The sequence below is a fragment of the Vibrio sp. 1180_3 genome, from assembly GCF_029478545.1.
Taxonomy (GTDB): domain Bacteria; phylum Pseudomonadota; class Gammaproteobacteria; order Enterobacterales; family Vibrionaceae; genus Vibrio; species Vibrio aestuarianus.
Window position 1 is genome coordinate 24751 of the sequence record NZ_SJFM01000006.1, and the last position, 17816, is coordinate 42566.

18 protein-coding genes are annotated in these 17816 nt (G+C 42.9%); 12 read left to right on the forward strand and 6 right to left on the reverse strand.

Annotated features, from left to right (window positions below; all coding sequences use genetic code 11):
* The first annotated feature begins 17 nt into the window (after positions 1 to 17).
* Entirely contained in the window at positions 18 to 1349 is a 1332-nt protein-coding gene (locus EYW48_RS05425; RefSeq protein ID WP_277432005.1) for an MATE family efflux transporter, read from the forward strand.
* Positions 1350 to 1596: 247 nt separating this feature from the next.
* Here EYW48_RS05425 and aroG read toward each other — a convergent pair whose 3' ends face one another.
* Positions 1597 to 2649: a 3-deoxy-7-phosphoheptulonate synthase AroG gene (gene aroG, locus EYW48_RS05430; protein WP_261927171.1), complete on the reverse strand. Its 1053-nt coding sequence runs from the start codon at positions 2647 to 2649 to the stop codon at positions 1597 to 1599.
* 299 nt (positions 2650 to 2948) lie between these two features.
* Here aroG and EYW48_RS05435 point away from each other — a divergent pair, with 299 nt between their 5' ends.
* From EYW48_RS05435 to EYW48_RS05455, 5 genes are all read left to right on the forward strand, one after another.
* Complete coding sequence (locus tag EYW48_RS05435; protein ID WP_171980644.1) at positions 2949 to 3668, forward strand: amino acid ABC transporter ATP-binding protein; 720 nt, start codon at positions 2949 to 2951, stop codon at positions 3666 to 3668.
* Positions 3668 to 4468 carry an amino acid ABC transporter permease gene (locus tag EYW48_RS05440; protein ID WP_168780539.1) on the forward strand — a complete coding sequence of 267 codons (801 nt, stop codon included), beginning with the start codon at positions 3668 to 3670 and terminating at the stop codon, positions 4466 to 4468. The genes EYW48_RS05435 and EYW48_RS05440 overlap by 1 nt, the downstream gene beginning before the upstream one ends.
* Before the next feature lie 20 nt (positions 4469 to 4488).
* Complete coding sequence (locus tag EYW48_RS05445) at positions 4489 to 5331, forward strand: transporter substrate-binding domain-containing protein (protein ID WP_176246356.1); 843 nt, start codon at positions 4489 to 4491, stop codon at positions 5329 to 5331.
* 48 nt (positions 5332 to 5379) lie between these two features.
* On the forward strand, positions 5380 to 6261 hold the full coding sequence (locus EYW48_RS05450) for an amino acid ABC transporter permease (RefSeq protein ID WP_171980656.1): 882 nt from the start codon (positions 5380 to 5382) through the stop codon (positions 6259 to 6261).
* Between the two features lie 117 nt (positions 6262 to 6378).
* On the forward strand, positions 6379 to 8082 hold the full coding sequence (locus EYW48_RS05455; RefSeq protein ID WP_277431980.1) for a phospho-sugar mutase: 1704 nt from the start codon (positions 6379 to 6381) through the stop codon (positions 8080 to 8082).
* A gap of 59 nt (positions 8083 to 8141) precedes the next feature.
* On the opposite strand, the gene EYW48_RS05460 is transcribed toward EYW48_RS05455, so the two are convergent.
* A complete protein-coding gene (locus EYW48_RS05460) occupies positions 8142 to 8777 on the reverse strand; it encodes a LysE family translocator (RefSeq protein ID WP_168786984.1) in 636 nt (211 codons plus the stop codon).
* Between the two features lie 229 nt (positions 8778 to 9006).
* Between EYW48_RS05460 and EYW48_RS05465 the strand changes: the two genes are divergently transcribed.
* Both EYW48_RS05465 and EYW48_RS05470 read left to right on the forward strand, forming a co-directional pair.
* The gene (locus EYW48_RS05465; RefSeq protein WP_171980646.1) at positions 9007 to 9738 is read left to right on the forward strand and encodes an AzlC family ABC transporter permease; all 732 of its coding nucleotides are present in this window, start codon (positions 9007 to 9009) and stop codon (positions 9736 to 9738) included.
* Complete coding sequence (locus tag EYW48_RS05470; protein ID WP_053311673.1) at positions 9735 to 10055, forward strand: AzlD domain-containing protein; 321 nt, start codon at positions 9735 to 9737, stop codon at positions 10053 to 10055. Before EYW48_RS05465 ends, EYW48_RS05470 begins: the two co-directional genes overlap by 4 nt.
* Positions 10056 to 10107: 52 nt before the next feature.
* Here the strand turns inward: EYW48_RS05470 and EYW48_RS05475 are convergent, their stop codons facing one another.
* On the reverse strand, positions 10108 to 10722 hold the full coding sequence (locus tag EYW48_RS05475) for a fumarylacetoacetate hydrolase family protein (RefSeq protein WP_171980647.1): 615 nt from the start codon (positions 10720 to 10722) through the stop codon (positions 10108 to 10110).
* A 491-nt stretch (positions 10723 to 11213) separates the two neighbouring features.
* Between EYW48_RS05475 and EYW48_RS05480 the strand changes: the two genes are divergently transcribed.
* Together EYW48_RS05480 and EYW48_RS05485 are read left to right on the forward strand one after the other, a co-directional pair.
* Entirely contained in the window at positions 11214 to 12098 is an 885-nt protein-coding gene (locus EYW48_RS05480) for a DMT family transporter (RefSeq protein WP_053311736.1), read from the forward strand.
* Positions 12099 to 12157: 59 nt separating this feature from the next.
* Positions 12158 to 12778 (forward strand): glutaredoxin, encoded by a 621-nt coding sequence (locus tag EYW48_RS05485; RefSeq protein ID WP_171980648.1) that lies wholly within the window; start codon positions 12158 to 12160, stop codon positions 12776 to 12778.
* A 106-nt stretch (positions 12779 to 12884) separates the two neighbouring features.
* Here EYW48_RS05485 and EYW48_RS05490 read toward each other — a convergent pair whose 3' ends face one another.
* From EYW48_RS05490 to EYW48_RS05500, 3 genes are all read right to left on the reverse strand, one after another.
* Complete coding sequence (locus EYW48_RS05490; RefSeq protein WP_168524445.1) at positions 12885 to 13022, reverse strand: hypothetical protein; 138 nt, start codon at positions 13020 to 13022, stop codon at positions 12885 to 12887.
* A 103-nt stretch (positions 13023 to 13125) separates the two neighbouring features.
* Positions 13126 to 13476, reverse strand: a complete 351-nt coding sequence (locus EYW48_RS05495) for a hypothetical protein (protein ID WP_277431981.1) — start codon at positions 13474 to 13476, stop codon at positions 13126 to 13128.
* A gap of 76 nt (positions 13477 to 13552) precedes the next feature.
* Complete coding sequence (locus tag EYW48_RS05500) at positions 13553 to 14749, reverse strand: multidrug effflux MFS transporter (protein ID WP_171980649.1); 1197 nt, start codon at positions 14747 to 14749, stop codon at positions 13553 to 13555.
* Between the two features lie 134 nt (positions 14750 to 14883).
* Between EYW48_RS05500 and EYW48_RS05505 the strand changes: the two genes are divergently transcribed.
* Together EYW48_RS05505 and EYW48_RS05510 are read left to right on the forward strand one after the other, a co-directional pair.
* A complete protein-coding gene (locus EYW48_RS05505; protein ID WP_171822933.1) occupies positions 14884 to 15771 on the forward strand; it encodes a LysR family transcriptional regulator in 888 nt (295 codons plus the stop codon).
* Positions 15772 to 15941: 170 nt separating this feature from the next.
* Entirely contained in the window at positions 15942 to 17774 is a 1833-nt protein-coding gene (locus EYW48_RS05510) for a bifunctional diguanylate cyclase/phosphodiesterase (RefSeq protein WP_176245762.1), read from the forward strand.
* The last annotated feature ends 42 nt before the right edge of the window (positions 17775 to 17816 follow it).

The following is a 17816-nucleotide window of genomic DNA, read 5'->3' on the forward strand; positions in this document are numbered from 1 at the left end:
AACTACAAAAAAATTCAATGACAAACAACAGCCAATCCAACGCCTTGGCGCGCCAGTTATTTCAAATGACGTGGCCAATGCTGTTTGGGGTATTATCCTTAATGAGTTTTCAACTTATTGACAGTGCCTTTATCGGCCAATTGGGGGTACTACCACTGGCAGCGCAAGGCTTTACCTTACCGATTCAAATGATCATCATAGGTATCCAGGTTGGTCTCGGCATTGCAACTACCGCAGTGATTGCACGCGCCATCGGCGCTAACCAGATCCGCTATGCTAAGCAATTGGGCGGGCTCGTGATGGTGATGGGCAGTGTCGGAGTAGCTCTGTTTGGCGTGATTATCTATCTGCTCCGTCATCCAATTTTAGCTCTGCTCAGCGCTCCAGAATCGGTATACCCTATCATTGACAGCTACTGGATTTACTGGATTGTTAGTGCTTGGGTTGGCGCGGTGCTCTATTTCTTATACAGCTTGTGCCGTGCCAATGGTAATACCATGCTGCCAGGCAGCATGATGATGGTTACGAGCGTCCTTAACCTCATTTTAGATCCACTCTTTATTTTTACCTTCGATTTGGGGATTCAAGGGGCAGCGCTGGCAACAATTGTTGCGTTTGGAGTTGGCGTTTTGGTCGTTGCACCTAAAGTATCAAAGAAACAGTGGATGCTCTTTGATTGGCAAGATCTCAATGTAGCAAGCAGTATTCGTTCTATCAGCCATATCATGGGCCCAGCAATGATAAGCCAGTTACTTCCTCCTTTATCTTCAATGCTAGCAACAAAATTGTTAGCCAGTTTTGGTACAGCGGCAGTGGCTGCATGGGCTCTAGGCTCTCGTTTTGAGTTCTTCGCCATGGTTTCCGTTTTAGCCTTAACCATGTCAATGCCGCCGATGGTTGGACGTTTACTGGGCGCTAATCAACTGCAAGACATCAGAAAGCTAGTCACTATCGCTTGCCAATTTATTCTCGGCTTCCAATTAATTATCGCCGTACTCACCTACTTATCTTCCAGTTTCTTAGCAGCATTAATGACCAGTGAAGAGAACGTCGAATCAATCCTACATTGGCATTTGATGGTTATCCCCATTAGTTTGGGTCCGTTGGGGGTATGTATGCTGATGGTGTCTGTTTCCAATGCATTGGCTAAATCTTATGTCGCTTTGACCATTTCCGCCTTACGTTTATTCGCCTTTTTCTTACCTTGTTTATGGGTAGGAGCACAAATGGCGGCTATTCATGGCTTATTTGTCGGGGCATTAATCGGTAATGTTCTTGCTGGTTTTGCGGCATGGTTTTTATATCGTCACGTACTACGTCAAATCGAAAGAAAGATACTGTCTATTTAAAATATACCCAAACAACTTGAAGTTGCAGGTAGGCGGCAAGTGAGTTCACCCCCATGAGCATAGATAAACTATGTGATTGGGGTGACCAAACGTAACCAACACTGCTGCAACTTCAAATAGGAAGGGTATATCGACTTATTTTCCTTCTATAAAAATAACAGATGAACCCACTGTTAATAAGGCTGGTCTCATACAATATAAAAGGCTCCCAATAATGGGAGCCTCATTAATATAGAATGGCTAATAATTATCGTGAACGACGTGCTTGAACTGCATCGGCTAACTGACGAAGAACGGCTTCCGTATCATCCCAACCAATACACGCATCAGTAATCGATTGCCCGTACGTTGCAGCGCAACCATCGACTAAATCTTGACGACCTTCCACTAAGTGAGATTCAATCATCACCCCAAAAATAGCGTGTTCACCATTAGCAAGCTGTTCACTCACATCTTGTGCCACCACCATTTGACGATTGTAGTCTTTCGAGCTGTTTGCGTGGCTGAAATCGATCATCACTTTTTGTGGTAAACCCGACGCTTCAAGCTCTTGCTTAATCACACCTACGTGTTGTGCACTATAATTTGGCTCTTTACCACCACGCAAAATAATGTGGCAATCTGGATTACCCGCAGTTTGAATAATGGCAGAATGGCCAAACTTCGTCACTGACAAAAAATGGTGTGAAGCACTGGCAGAGCGGATCGCATCGGAAGCGATTTTTATATTGCCATCCGTACCATTTTTAAAGCCAACTGGGCAAGAAAGTCCAGAAGCTAGCTCTCGGTGAACCTGAGATTCTGTTGTACGAGCACCAATAGCGCCCCAGCTGATAAGGTCGGCCACATATTGAGGGGTAATCATATCCAAAAATTCACTGGCTGTTGGCATGCCCATATCCGTTAAATCAAGCAACAATTTACGCCCCATGCGTAAACCATCATTGATTTTATAGGTATCATTTAGGTAAGGGTCGTTAATTAAACCTTTCCAACCCACCGTGGTACGTGGCTTTTCAAAATATACGCGCATCACGATTTCAAGGCGATCACCCAACTCGTCACGCAATACTTTCAGTCGCTTACCATATTCAACCGCCGCTTCAGGGTCATGAATTGAACATGGACCAATAATAACCAATAGGCGATCATCTTTATCTTGCAGAATGTTATGGATCGCTTCACGTGCTTGAAATGTGGTTGAAGAAGCAATTTCTGTCGCTGGAAACTTTTCTAAAACGGCAACAGGGGGTAATAACTCTTTAACTCTTTTAATTTTTACATCATCGGTCTGGAACATTGCTTACTTCTTCCTTTCTATTCTTTCTACTGCCTGCCATATGAACAGCGATGGCGAATCTAATTTGCAGCCTTGCTTTCGGCCTTCCCTTGTAACTTATCCACTAAAAACCTCAACTTCAATCATTATTTTCATCAAAAGGCAATATTATTGTATTTTTTACAAAACAAGCATCATGTAAAAAATTCGTTACATACAATGCGGTTGTCAGATTTTTTGCTTTATGCTGTCTCAAGAGTGCAATATCTTGTTGATATTGCTAAGGTAGATGAATAACAAATAAAAATAGAAGTTCAACAATGAACGTGATCGAATTTAGTAACGTCAATAAATGGTATAACGATTTTCACGCTTTAAAAGATATTACGCTGCAAGTCCAACGTGGTGAAATATTAGTCGTTTGTGGTCCCTCCGGCTCTGGAAAATCAACGTTAATCCGGACTGTAAACCGGCTAGAAGCCATTACTGAGGGCAGTATTACACTACGCTCAGCTCAATCAAACGCTTCATTATCAGCAGGAAAAATCGGTATGGTTTTTCAACATTTCAATCTGTTTCCGCATTTAACTGTTATCGAAAACCTAACACTTGCTCCTATTCGCACCTTGAAACTCTCAAAACCCGCAGCAAGGGAACGCGCACTGCATTTTCTAGAGCGCGTCAATATTGTTGAGCAAGCCGATAAGTACCCGGTGCAACTGTCTGGCGGCCAACAACAACGCGTTGCTATTGCTCGCTCACTGTGCATGCAGCCAGAGATTTTACTGTTTGATGAACCCACTTCTGCGCTTGATCCTGAAACCATTCAAGAAGTGTTGGATGTTATGGTCGATCTCGCTCAAGATGGCATCACCATGATGTGCGTGACTCATGAAATGGGCTTTGCGCGCAAAGTGGCAGATCGCGTTATCTTTATGGATGAAGGAGAAATCTTGGAAATTGCGACACCAGAGGTGCTGTTTAGCCAACCTAAACACCCTAGAACACAACAGTTTCTCAAACAAATCCTCAGTCACTGATGATAAAAGTCATGATCAAACCTGTGCTGTCTGCTGCTGCACAAATGGTACTACTGTTGTTAGGTATGATGTGGTTACTCAACTCTGGGGCTCAAGCGATGGGCTACCAATGGCAGTGGGAGCGTGTTCCTGACTACATTGCATTTTATGAAGATGGTGAATGGTGGCCTGCAGAGCTTATCGAGGGCTTAGTGGTTACCTTACAAATCTCTGCCATCAGTCTGTTTTTAACACTGGTGATTGGGCTTACGACAGCACTATTAAAGCTCTCAAACTCTATCGTTGGACGGCTATTAGCGAATGGTTATATCGAGCTTATCCGTAACACACCTTTGCTGGTTCAAATTTATCTGCTTTACTTTGTGTTTGGTCCCGTTATTGGGTTGGATCGCTTTTCCACTGCTGTTGTTGCTTTGTCCTTGTTTCAAGGCGCGTACACCGCTGAAGTGTTTCGTGGTGGATTAAACAGTATTGCCAAAGGTCAGTTTGAGGCGTCTCAATCACTCGGGTTATCGCGCTTTTATACTTACTACGATGTGATCCTCCCGCAACTACTTCAACGTACATTACCTCCGTTGACCAATGAAGTAGTGTCGTTAATTAAAAACTCTTCAATAGTCAGTGTAATGGCGATTTTCGACCTCACCACACAAGGTAGAAACATCGTGTCTGAAACCGCTATGCCATTTGAAATTTGGTTTACCGTCGCGGGTATTTATTTGCTGTTAACGCTTTCTTTATCGGGGCTTTCAGCTTGGCTAGAACATAAACTGGGCGCTCAGTGGCGCTCTCAAAAATGAACCAGAAGAAGGGAAATAACATGCAACCATATGGAAAAATAAGCTGGCGAAAACGAGGCTTTTTGAGTATTGCATTCAGCGCACTATTGGGATTGGCCGTGTCACTACCAGCGACTGCAAGTGACACGCCTAACCTAGATAAAATCAACGAACGAGGCACGCTACGTGTAGGCATGTCGACGTTTGTACCTTGGGCAATGCGCGATAAGCAAGGTGAGTTGATCGGTTTTGAAATTGATGTCGCTAAACGCTTAGCTGCGGACTCAGGTTGGAAAGTTGAATTTGTACCGACAGCGTGGGATGGAATTATCCCCGCACTTTTGGCCAAAAAATTTGATGTAATCATTGGTGGTATGTCTGTCACACCTGAACGTTCAAAAAGCGTACTATTTAGCGCCCCTTATTCTCACTCGGGGGTACAACTTGCGGCAAGCAAAGCACTCGCGACTGGCTTTTCAACTTTTGATGACTTTAACTCTCGCAAAGTGAAAATTGCGGCTCGCCGCGGCGCGTTTACAGTGCAAGTCGCACGTGAAACCTTTCCCAAAGCAAAAGTTCTGCAATTCGATGACGATGCGCAAGCGTTCCAAGAAGTGCTCAATGGTAATGCTCACGCAGTGATTGCCTCTAGCCCTAAACCAGAACATGAAACGGTCAAACACAGTGATAAACTGTTTATTCCTTTTAGAGAACGTTTATCAAAAGGCAATGAAGCTTTTGCTGTTCGTCTGGGTGAAAACGATAAAAGAGTCTTTTTTGATCAATGGATTGAAGCTCGCACTGCCGATGGTTGGCTCAGTGAGCGTTATGAATATTGGTTCTCAACGCTAGATTGGCAAAAGCAAATTGCTTCAGGGCAATGATGCTAGGGAACAAATGTGAATACAACAACAGCATTGACCACTAAAACGATGAGTCCACCCAAGGTGTCACGCCTATCACTCAATAAGCTAGATTACTTATTACTGGTGTTATTTACCTGCTTCGCGCTGTGGTTGACCTACCGCGCAGATGTTGGTGTGAACTACCACTGGCGCTGGAACGATGCTTTTGCTCTGATATTCACACCAAAAGCGGACGGCAGTACGCCCTACTTCTTTCAAGGGCTTGCTGCTACTTTACGCTTGAGCATTTGGGGCATGTTGCTTGCCCTAGTACTTGGCACGCTACTCGGTGTGGCTCGTCACGCAAATAATCCTTTGTTTAAACTGCCCGCTAATGCCTTTGTGCAGTTGGTGCGTAATATCCCACCATTAGTATTTGTCTTTATCTTCTACTTTTTCATCTCAAACCAGTTGATCCCTTTGCTTGGGTTAGACACTTTACTGCGTGATCACCATGGGCAAATTAATACCATTCAACAACTACTGTTTGGCCCTGCTCATTTATGGGAAAACTTACTTTCTGGCATTTTATGTATTGGCCTACTCTCTTCGGCTTACATTGCTGAAGTAGTCCGTTCCGGACTGGCAGGTATTGCGCAAGGTCAATGGGAAGCGTCGCATTCTCTCGGACTTTCTCCTTGGGTCAAATATCGCTATATCATTGCTCCGCAAGTGCTCAGTGCCATCACGCCAGCATTAGCAGGACAAGCTATTTCGCTGGTGAAAGATTCCTCTATAGTCTCGCTTATTTCTATCCAAGAAATGACGTTTGTTGGCACTGAAATGGCCAATTCATCAGGATTAATTTTTGAAATTTGGTTGCTGGTGGGTAGCTTTTATCTGGCCATATGTCTAACTCTGTCACTGCTATTTAAGCGCCTTGAGAGACACAGTTTACGTCACCTTTAATGCGTTTAAGATCGGCAACTGACATTTAATTCTTGAATATTTAGCGATTGCGCCCCCATAATTGAGAATGAATATCAGTTAAAATCTATATCAATCGACATTAAGCAGGTAAGAATCATGATGGAATACGTTGCCGAGTGGTTAGAAAAAGATCCCGATCCTAAAACGCGTAAAGAGCTTCAATCATTAATTGATGAGCAGCAACTTGATGCCATTAAAGAGCGCTTTCAATCACGCCTTGAATTTGGTACCGCAGGTTTACGTGGCAAAGTGGGATGTGGGCCTAATCGCATGAACCGCCTTGTCATTCAAGAAACCGCAACGGGCTTAGGGCACTACTTAATTCAAAAAATAGCTGATGCGAAAAGCCGCGGGGTTGTGATCGGTTATGATGGACGACCAGATTCACAACAATTTGCACATGATACCGCTTCTGTACTGACCGCATTGGATATTAAGGTTTACCTTACTTATAAAGTCGCCCCTACCCCCGTAGTGGCATTTGGCGTTAAACATTTTAACGCAGCTGCTGCCGTGGTGGTGACTGCCAGCCACAACCCACCAGAATACAATGGGTTCAAAGTGTATTGGGAAAATGGCGCGCAAATTATTCCACCTCATGATGGCGGTATTGCCTCAGAAATTGACCTAGCAGCAACGCGAGCGGTTTCTCTAATGCCCCTAGAAGAAGCACATAAAAAAGGGCGACTGGAATGGCTGACTGACGATTATTACCAAACGTATCGCCAGACAATCAACCAAAATCCACTGCTTAACCATCATTCTGATCCAAAAAGCATCGCCATCACTTACACAGCAATGCATGGGGTCGGAGCTGAAATGGCAGAAACGTTACTCCATGATGCAGGTTTCACTCGCGTCAGTAGTGTAAAAGAACAGCGCGAACCCGATGGCAGATTCCCGACCGTCAACTTCCCTAACCCTGAAGAATTAGGGGCAATGGATATGGTTACCGCGCTTGCTCATGCGCAACGTGCTGAGCTCGCTTGTGCTAACGACCCTGATGCTGACCGATTTGCCGTTAGCGTAAGAAAAGCCGATGGCACTTATCAAATGTTGACTGGTGACCAAGTTGGCATCTTATTTGGGCACTACTTATTATCGAAAAGTGAAGCTAAAAAACAATTAGTCGGTAACACCATTGTTTCATCCAGTTTACTTGGAGAAATCGCTCAATCAATGGGGGCGAAATACTTCCAAACGCTGACGGGTTTTAAATGGTTAACCAATGTGGCCATGCAAGAACAAAGTGATGATCATCAATTCTTATTCGCTTATGAGGAAGCCTTAGGCTACACCATCGGTAGTACTGTTTGGGATAAAGATGGCCTGTCTGCATTGGTCGCTTTTGCTCAATTAGCCGCAGAGCTCTACAGCCAAGGCAAGACCATTTGGGATCAATTAGAAGCGATCTATCGCCAACATGGTTTATACGTCAATGCACAGCGCAGCATCAAATTAGATCCGAATTCGCCGCCGGTGGGGGATAAACTTCGCGCACAACCTCCGACAGAAATTGCAGGGCGCAAAGTGTTGGTAATTGAAGATCTAAAATCATCGATTCGCTATATCAGCAGCGGAGTAAACGAAGTGATCAACTTACCCGCTAGCGATGTGCTCATCTATCATCTAGAAGGTGGGGCGCGAGTGATCGTTCGCCCTTCTGGAACTGAGCCGAAACTAAAATGTTACTACGAAGTGGTCGGCATTTTTGAAGGAGATGAAGATTTCGTCTCTGCTCAGCGAAAGGCAGATGAACAAATGGCGATGTTGATTGCCGAGCATCAACGCAGTTTGTAAAAACCCATTGATATTGCGCAGCAGTGAAAGCGGTTATGCCGCTTTCACTGGCAATTTGACTACTTAGCGATAAAAGAACTGAGCATCCAACAAGCAAGTAACACAAAAACAACGCCCATGAACTTGTGCTGATTAGTTCGAAACTTCTCATTTTCTAGTAAGGAACGTCCAAACGTTCCGGCCAATGCGACCAATAAAAAATTAAACGTCAAGCCAAGAATATTCAGTAACAGTCCTAACGCGAACATTTGTTCACCCGAGGTTGCACCAATATTGCTTGAGACAAACTGCGGTAAAAACATGACAAAGAATACCAGTGCCTTGGGGTTGAGTAAGTTACTAACCAAAGCACGTTGGTAGAACTGAGCCGCCATTTTATGGTCGTTATCAAGATCAGGCATATCTGCCGGGGTTGCACGCAAGCAATCCCAGCCCATTTTTAGCAGGTACGCACCACCTAAAAAATGCAATACGTTTAACGCTAAAGGACTCATGGCGATTAACGCAGATACCCCCAACGCGGCAAGTAGCGTCAGAATGATGCCCGAAGTAGCATTACCTAAACTTGCAAAAATGCCTACACGTCGCCCATAACTCATACTTGAACTGGCGATCAACAACATATCTGGTCCAGGAAGCAACAATAGGGCAATCACTGCCGTAAGATAAACAGGCAAGATGGAAATATCGATCATGATGAGATTTTATTAAAAACAAGAAGCGGCGGATTTTATAGCAACAATTTCATTATTACCACCACCAAAAACCACTTTAAACGACATTGTTAGATTATTATTTCACACAAACTGAACTAAGAGTAACACTACAGCGCTGTTTTCTATCCTCGTAGATTCGTCATGTAATACAATCACTTGATCAAATTTCGTAGCTTGATATGTTCACTAGCATGAATAAGGATTTTTGATGAGTACCGTGATTTTGGATAATCAACACCCAACCTCTAAGGGATATTGTTTCTGGCAAGGGACACTTGCCATGCTGCCACTAAGTATTGCCGTCTTACCATGGGGATTACTTGCCGGCTCATTTGCTATAGAAACTGGCTTATCTCCATTTGAAAGCCAAGCTTTGTCTGCGATTTTGTTTGCAGGCTCTGCGCAGTTAGTGGCTACTGGCATGTTCAAAGTGGGGGCTGGGTTGTTCACCATGCTAATCACCACATTTTTCATAACGTCTCGCCATTTTTTGTACAGCGTATCGATGCGCAGCAAAATTAGCCTACTCCCTATGCGCTGGCGCATAATTTTAGGTTTTTTGCTTACTGATGAACTGTTCGCGATTTGTGGGCAGCATGACGAAAAGCAGTTTAACCGCTGGTACGCATTAGGAGCAGGACTTAGCTTTTACCTCATTTGGAACCTAGCCACCCTAGCCGGTATTATTGCAGGCAGCTATATTCCCTCCTTAAACGAACTTGGATTAGAATTTGCGGTTGCTGCAACCTTCATTGCCATTGTGATCCCCAACGTGAAAACCTTACCAGTGTTCATGGCAGTGCTAACCGCTTTGATACTTTCTGTTGCATTAAAAATGTGCAACGTGAACGGCAGCCTTATGTTTGCCAGTATTGGCGCTATGTGCGCGGGTTATATAACCGAGCTTGCGCTTGAACCTCGCAGAGGAAAATCATCATGATTATGCTTTCTATTCTTGCGATGACCGCGCTTGTATTTACCAGTCGCTACCTGTTTTTAGAGCCCAAACTGCCACTGCGACTCAGTCCTGCTATTCAACGTTTACTTAGCTATTCAAGCCCTGCGGTATTGACTGCCATATGGGCGCCCATCGTATTTATGCCAGAGACCGATTTATGGATTAATGCGCACAATCCTTATTTATGGGCAGCAGCACTCGCGGGATTGATTGCTTGGAAAACCAAGAATGTGCTTCTAACCACGGTCGCTAGCATGGTGGTATTTCTGGTACTTAATTTGATAATTTTCACTCATTAATAGTCGTGGTTAACGCCTAAATAAGACTTGGTTGGAATCTCCACTCGCACCATTATTCAGCTAACCATTCAATTTCAATAAGAGTTTCTTGAGCGGATTTTAAACGTCCTAAAAATACATCACCACGGTGTACTTCCCCTACACCTTGAGGAGTGCCGGTCATGATCACATCGCCATCACGCAACGAAGTATAGGATTTGAGCTCTTCTAAAATGGTGGTCGGTGAATAAAGCATCTGATTGACACCACCGCACTGAACTCGAACGCAGTTGATGAATAGCTCTAACTGCAAACTATTGATGTCGATACCATCAAGCGGAACAAATCGACTGAATACTGCTGAGCCATCAAACGCTTTTGCTCTCTCCCATGGCAATCCTTTCGCTTTAAGCTTTGATTGCAATTCGCGCTTTGTGAGATCCAAACCCAAACCAACCGCTGAATACTTTCCGTTTTCAACTAAAAAACAAATTTCCGTTTCATAATGCAGTGATTCTTGATGGAAAGAAGTCAAGGTGGTGGTAATGCTGGTATTCGGCTTGTTAAATACTACCATTTGCTCTGGTATAGCGTTGTTGAGCTCTTTAATGTGCTCAACATAATTACGACCAATACACAGTACTTTTGAAGGGGAGATTCGTTGGTCACCCAAACGGACTGAATACATACAATCTTCCTTGATATGAATGAGATGAGCGCAGAGTTTAACCGATATTCCTAACTAGGAAATAAATTTGATGATTCAAATATCAAAAGTAAGATCTTCAACTCAAAGCGAGCCAATCGCGACTATCCATTCTTGCACCACAACAACACATATCGCACTACCTTAGTTCACTCTTCGAGACGGATAAAAAACAATATTATTATTTTTCATATAGTTAAAAACTGGCACGCCATCTGCTATCTATAAAATACAAATGCACGGCAGCGTTTGTGCTTCTTTTCAGTGTTAGGCAGAACACTGGCAAATTCATGTTCTTTGACCTCCCTATGGGAGGTTTTTTTTGATACAAACACCTCTCCCATTTATAAACCAGATCATTCAATTTCTAAGCAACTAACGCTATAGCCTCAAGTAGCAAAGAGAAATCCTTGATTGGTTTAATCATGATAAATCAGTATGATTCAACCACTTTTCATGTCTGTACGATTTATATGAGCCTAAAACATCATCACCCACTCCAAGGAGCAAGCTGGATGCTGCTTGCCGGACTCGCTTTTGCGATAGTTAATAGCCTCGCTCAAGTCGCCAGTATCAATTATGGTCTGTCATCCACCACTGTTGCACTCATCCAATACGCTATTGCACTGGTAGTGATTTTGCCTTATTTATCAACACTCGGCATTCGTCGTTCACTCCGTACCCAACATTTGGGGTTACATATTTTCCGTGTGTTTTTATCCGTTATCGGTATTCAGCTTTGGTTATGGGCCCTCGCCTATCCTGTACCTATTTGGCAAGGTATTGCCCTATTAATGACATCGCCGCTCTTCGCCACCATTGGCTCTGGGCTCTTTTTAAAAGAAAAAGTGGGGATGGCTCGTTGGGGAGCAACACTAACTGGTTTTATTGGCGCGATGATCATTCTAGAGCCTTGGGCTGATAATTTTAATTGGGCTTCACTACTCCCTGTGGGGGCTGCTTTTTTCTGGGCTTGTTACTCATTAATGGTAAAAAAACTCTCTTCTGAAGATTCACCTTCAACCATGGTCGTTTACTTGTTAGTGCTTATAACACCCTTTAACCTTTTATTAGCACTACCGGAATGGCAAACTCCAGAAGGCAATACATTATGGCTAATATTACTTTTCGCCGGTGCAATGACAGCATTAGCTCAATGGGCTATTGTCAAAGCCTATGCCGTGGCCGACGCTTCTTTTGTTCAACCGTTTGATCACGCAAAATTGCCATTAAATGTGCTGGCTGGCTGGGTTGTATTTGGTTGGGCACCACCAGGACGTTTATGGCTAGGCGCAGCTATCATCATTGCTTCGGTCGCCTTTATTACTCGCTGGGAAACAAAAAAATCATCACGCTGAAATAAAAGGTGTGATAAGCCTTTCCTATTCTTTAAGCGAAGATTGTTGAGGAAAATACAATGGCGGAACCCATTAAAATCACGTTATACCGTTGGGCTGGCAGTTGGGGACCATTTAAAGTCAATATCCCTTGTGGAGAGTGCACGCTAACCAAAGATATTCTAACTGACACCTTTAACAACGAATTGGTGGATGTTGCTGTTGAACTTGAAGTGAAAGATTGGCTTTCTCACTGGTGGGAGCCGCTCAAATTAGGGGCATGGCATGCACCGATTCTAGTGATAGAGGGAAAAGTTGTTAGCCAGGGTGAAGCTTTGAACCGTGGAGTCTTAGTTCAAGCTGTGATCAACGAGTGGGCTCAGCGTGATAATTTAAAAGGCAATATTGTTTATGGTAAAGCAACATGCCCATACTGTATTAAAGCGAAAAAGTTGCTCGATGAGGCTGGTATTGAATATACCTACCATGATGTCGTTAAAGAAAGTGCCGCTTTGTATCGAATGATCCCTGAAGTCAAAGCAATTATTGGTCCTAAAACGCCTGTGACTGTCCCACAGATCTGGTTGGATGATCGTTATATTGGTGGGTGCGATAAGTTGGAAAGTTGGCTGAAAGAAAAAAAATTGGATACCGTGCCTGATAATGTGCTCGACCTTGGAAAGGTAACCGCTAATCGATAACACTACCCTAGACAATCATTAGTATCTCAACAGTCTCAGTTTACATTGAATAGATAAAGTAAAGCCCCAGCCTAGTGATAGGCTGGGGCTTTTAATTCGTCATCGTTTATTTGTGGCTAAACTTCTTAACCAACGCCTTAATGAAAGACTTTTTCTTTGCTTGTGGCTTACCATTCATTGAGTCATACATTGCTTTTTTAGCAATGATTTGTCCAACGTAAGCTCCACCTAATTCATAACCCATGAATCACCTCAAATGTAATTTAATTACTTAACTGAGGCAGATTGTAGCTATAAAAACCAATAAAACAAGACAAATATCACACTTTTAAGTAATTAAATTTCAATCAACTACGTTTGGGTTGCTTGTAAGTCTTGCCAGCCGACAAATAAGTCTCTTTTTGTTTGACCTCAAACATCGCATCAAAAAACCACGCAATAAATTTGATCACATCGTCACCTTCATTCATGATGTGCTCAACAAACTCTTCCTCTTCACCTTGCTCATTTTCTTGAATGATCACATGGTAAATTCGTTGTTCACCATCAACTTCCGCCAAAGCAAATTGCCCAGTTAATGACTGCGCAGCCTCAGCAATCTCTTGATCTTCATTGGTTTTTAGTACTTCTAATGCTTGAGGTAACATTTTCTGTTCACACAGTTCTTTGACTAGTGCCTGAAATTCTTCTTGATGCATTCTCATTTCCATCGGTTAACGTATTGGAGATTATATATCTAAACCAGATCAATATGGATGAGTAAGCCTAGAAAAATTAGGCGAACTCGGTTTGCAAGTGACGCTGGGATGACAATAGAACCAGTAACATCAACGACCCCGTGGCCAAATAGAAGATGCCTAAAGCTGGCTGATTAGTCACCCAAACTTTAACAAGATGCCCACCGAGTAACCCAGCCAAACACATTTGAACTGAGCCCGACAAAGCAGAAACCGAGCCTGCTTGCGTTTTATGTGGAGCAAGCAGCATGCTGGTTGATAAAGGAAAAGAAATACCTTGGGCAATGGTCAACCAAGTAAACGCCCAAACTAAATTAAATACACTCAACGGTGTGGCTAACAACCACGCTCCAGCAAATGACATCAGTATTATCGCTAACATCAGTAATTGCCGAGAAGAAAAACGACCATTAAGTAAATTAACCAAAACACTGCCGATCATCAACCCAGCCGAGGGAACAATCATCACAGTGCCATACTCAGCAGCCGTTAAGCCAAGTTGATTCTGTAACAAGAAAGGTAAAACAGATAACGTTACTAAGCTCGATAAATAACTAATCCAGTTGTAGCTGGCACTACTCAATACCTGTGGGTTTTTAATCAATAGCAAATAATTATGGCAAATTTTGCTCGGTTCAAATCGACGCTTAGAATACGGTAATGTTTCAGGTAGTACCCACAACCCTAAAATAAAAATAGCGCAAATATAAGCCAACACGAAGACAAAAACGGCATGCCAACTTAAGTGAAATGCTATCCAGCCGCCCATCACTGGGGCGATGATCGGCATCACTGAAGCGGTGATCGCGATATAAGACAACGCCTTGGTCAGTTGTGAGCCGTCGTAACTATCTCGTAATACGCTACGCCCAAGAACTGAAGCACTACCAGCCCCAAGACCTTGTAATAAACGTCCGGCTTCTAGCATAGTGAAGTTATCAGAGAAGCAAACACAGAGCACAGTGCCAACTAGGTAAATACCTTGTCCTAAAATGAAAGTCGGCCGCCTTCCTACGGCATCAGATAACGGTCCGTAGAAGAGTTGAGAGGCACCAAACCCAAGCAAAAACAAGGTCACCAATAGTTGCACTGCAGCTTGATCTACCATCAAATCTCGACTGATGAGTGGCAATGAAGGCAAATAAATACTCACCCCGACTTGTCCCGTCGCAATGATCATCATCGCAAGTAACATGGGGGTTTTCTTAAATGATGTGCTGCTAGCGCTATTCATAGGTAAGTGAGTTGGCCTTTATCAGTGACAAAAGTGGTATTACGGAAGGTTTTCAGTATATATTGGCAACTCATACATGATAATTTAGCTTTCAGGAAATGGATTAGTTCCCCTTTGGAATTAATAAGGTAAATATGGATTGGATACAAAGTGTTAAAACTTATATTAGAGTGGTGGAAGATGGCAGTTTTAACGGCGCCGCTCGTAAACTCAATACTACCAGCTCAGCCGTCAGCAAACGTGTACATTTATTAGAAGAAAGAATTGGCGTGCAACTGCTTAAGCGAACCACACGTTCCGTCACTCAAACTGAAGCTGGTGCACTATTTTATCAACGCGCTAAAGCCCAGTTAGACAGTTGGCAGTCTGTGGTCGATGAAACCCGTTCGGTCAATCAAACCCCCGCAGGCTTATTAAAAATTGGCGCAACGCTTTCGGTCGGCTCTAAGTTTCTCATGCAATATTTGGATGAATTCCTACAACGCTACCCAGACATTCGCATTCAACTTACCACCACTACACCAGGTCAACTTCCTGAATTACATTTAGATTTATTTATCAGCCGTGAAATAGAGCAGCTCAACTCGTTAAGCTTCAAAGCTACCCCATTGTTTGAACACAAAGCTGGGTTTTACGCATCCCCTCAATATATTGAGAAATATGGAATGCCCAAAAATGCGGATCAACTCGAACAACATAACATTCTGATATGGGGAGAATATACGTCGCGGGAACTGAAAACATCCACCGGCCAACGTCTTTCTTTGTCAGGCAATTTCGCAACGACCAATCCAGAAGCACTGTTTTATGCAGGTAAAAATGGCATGGGAGTCATTGTTACCAACAATGTGATGATCAAAGAAGACCTTAAATCAGGAAGTTTAGTTAGGATATTACCTGATGTGACCGTCGATCAAGCCACAGTTTATGCTTATTACCCAAAGCTTGACTATCAACATACTAGGACTCAGTTATTCCTCAATTATTTAAAAGAAAAACTGCCACCTCAACTCACTCTATAGCCAATATTTTGCAACCCATTAGTCACAAAAAATTATTTTGTCTAAGCGGTTGAATGAACGCCACTTTCACTTTCTACACCTAAAGTCGTAAACAAAGTTGCTGGAAAAATAGACTAACCTGCACCATAGTAACTAAGTGCATATTATTAAAATAAACTGAGTGCAACATTATGACTAAGACATCATTGGCTAGAGATGCAGTTAGTCTGGATACCATAAACGAGCTATTGGCACTTGATAATAACGAGCTATTCGATAGAGCAACTTTGGTACTGCATACCCATTTTCAAAGTTTTTGTACATGCATTATCGAACTGGATAAACTGCATCACAAAGCCCATACCTTATCTTATGCCTGTGAAAACCGGCTTATCAACGATACATGCTATCAACTGAAGAACACTCCTTGCGAACAAGTGGGTAAATCGAAGCAAGAATACTGCTTATACCCTTCACAAGTGGCTAAAATTTTCCCCGATGATAATTTTCTTCGTGAAAATCATATTGAGTCTTACATCGGTATCCCACTACGTGCTAAAAATGGAGAAGTGTTAGGCATCCTAGTGTCTACTTTCTGCTCGCCAGTTGACGATGAACACCCTATCGTAAAGTATCACAGCATTATTGCCAGTATGGTGGTACACAGCCTACGTAATAAGTGGCTCAGTGAACGTTCAGATAGCCTTGTTAACCAGCTCAGCCACGAAGTATCTCACGATAACCTAACAAACTTAATGAACCGCAGTTATCTCTCAGACAAATTAGAGCGTTTGATCGAAACCGTCAATGAACCGTTTACTTTAGCGTACTTAGATATTGATAACTTTAAATCTATCAATGATTTATATGGACATTACATCGGTGACCAAGTCATTAAATTTGTTGCAAATACAATACTAGAACATATTCCTGAAAAAAATTTAGCCTTTCGTATTGCTGGTGATGAATTTGCCTTCATTACCTTCTCCAAAGACCCACTGGCCATTTGTCGAAACATAATAAGCAGCATTGAAAGCGGCTACGTCGATACATCACATCGGATAAAGATGAGCCTTAGTATTGGTATTGCCAAAAAACACCAAGAAAATATCAGTTCAGATCAATTGATATTAAATGCAAGCTTGGCACTGAAAGATTGTAAACAAGTGCGAGGAGAACACATCAAGTGCTACGACAGTGTTCTCAGTGTACAATATCACCGCCGCACACAGATCATTGATGCCTTACGCTATGAACTGGATAAAGCGCCCGGTTGTGATAGTGAAATATTCGTTGTTACACAGCCCATTGTCAGGCGAGCACATGATGAGTGGGACTATTTTGAAGTCCTTGCTCGCTGGAATAGTGAAACACTTGGTTCCATTTCTCCTTTAGAGTTTATTGAAGCTGCCGAGCAATCAGGGCTTATTGTTGATCTCGGTAAAAAAATTGTTGAACTCGCTTGTATCGCAAAACTCGAGCTTGAAAAAGGTCTCGGTCATAAGGTAAAACTTGGCCTTAATTGCTCCGCTTATGAATTGTCAAATTCAAACCGTTATATCGACCACCTAATGAAAACTATTGCTCAATTTGGTTTTGAGCCAAATGAATTTACTATCGAGCTCACTGAAACCGTTCTGCTTTCTCAAACTAGCGAAGTACTGGATATCTTAGATAAATTAAGGTTTGTCGGCTTTACCATCGCTCTAGACGACTTTGGTACGGGTTACTCAAGCCTCAACTATATCCATAGCTACCCTATTGATTGTATTAAAATTGATGCAACGTTCATTAGAAATATGTTGTGCAATGAAACTTCAGAACGAGTGGTCTGGCTTATTGTACAACTCGCTAACCAGCTGCAAGTTGATTTGATTGCTGAGGGGGTTGAAAACCAAGAAGCGCTCGAAAAACTGTATGCGATGGGGTGTGATCAAATTCAGGGTTATTATTTTTCTCGGCCAGAGACACCGCATTCCATCGTCAGCCACTGGGACAATATCAAACAAGCACGCCGGGCATAAAAAAACCTCTCACGAATTCGATGAGAGGTTTTATGGATGCAA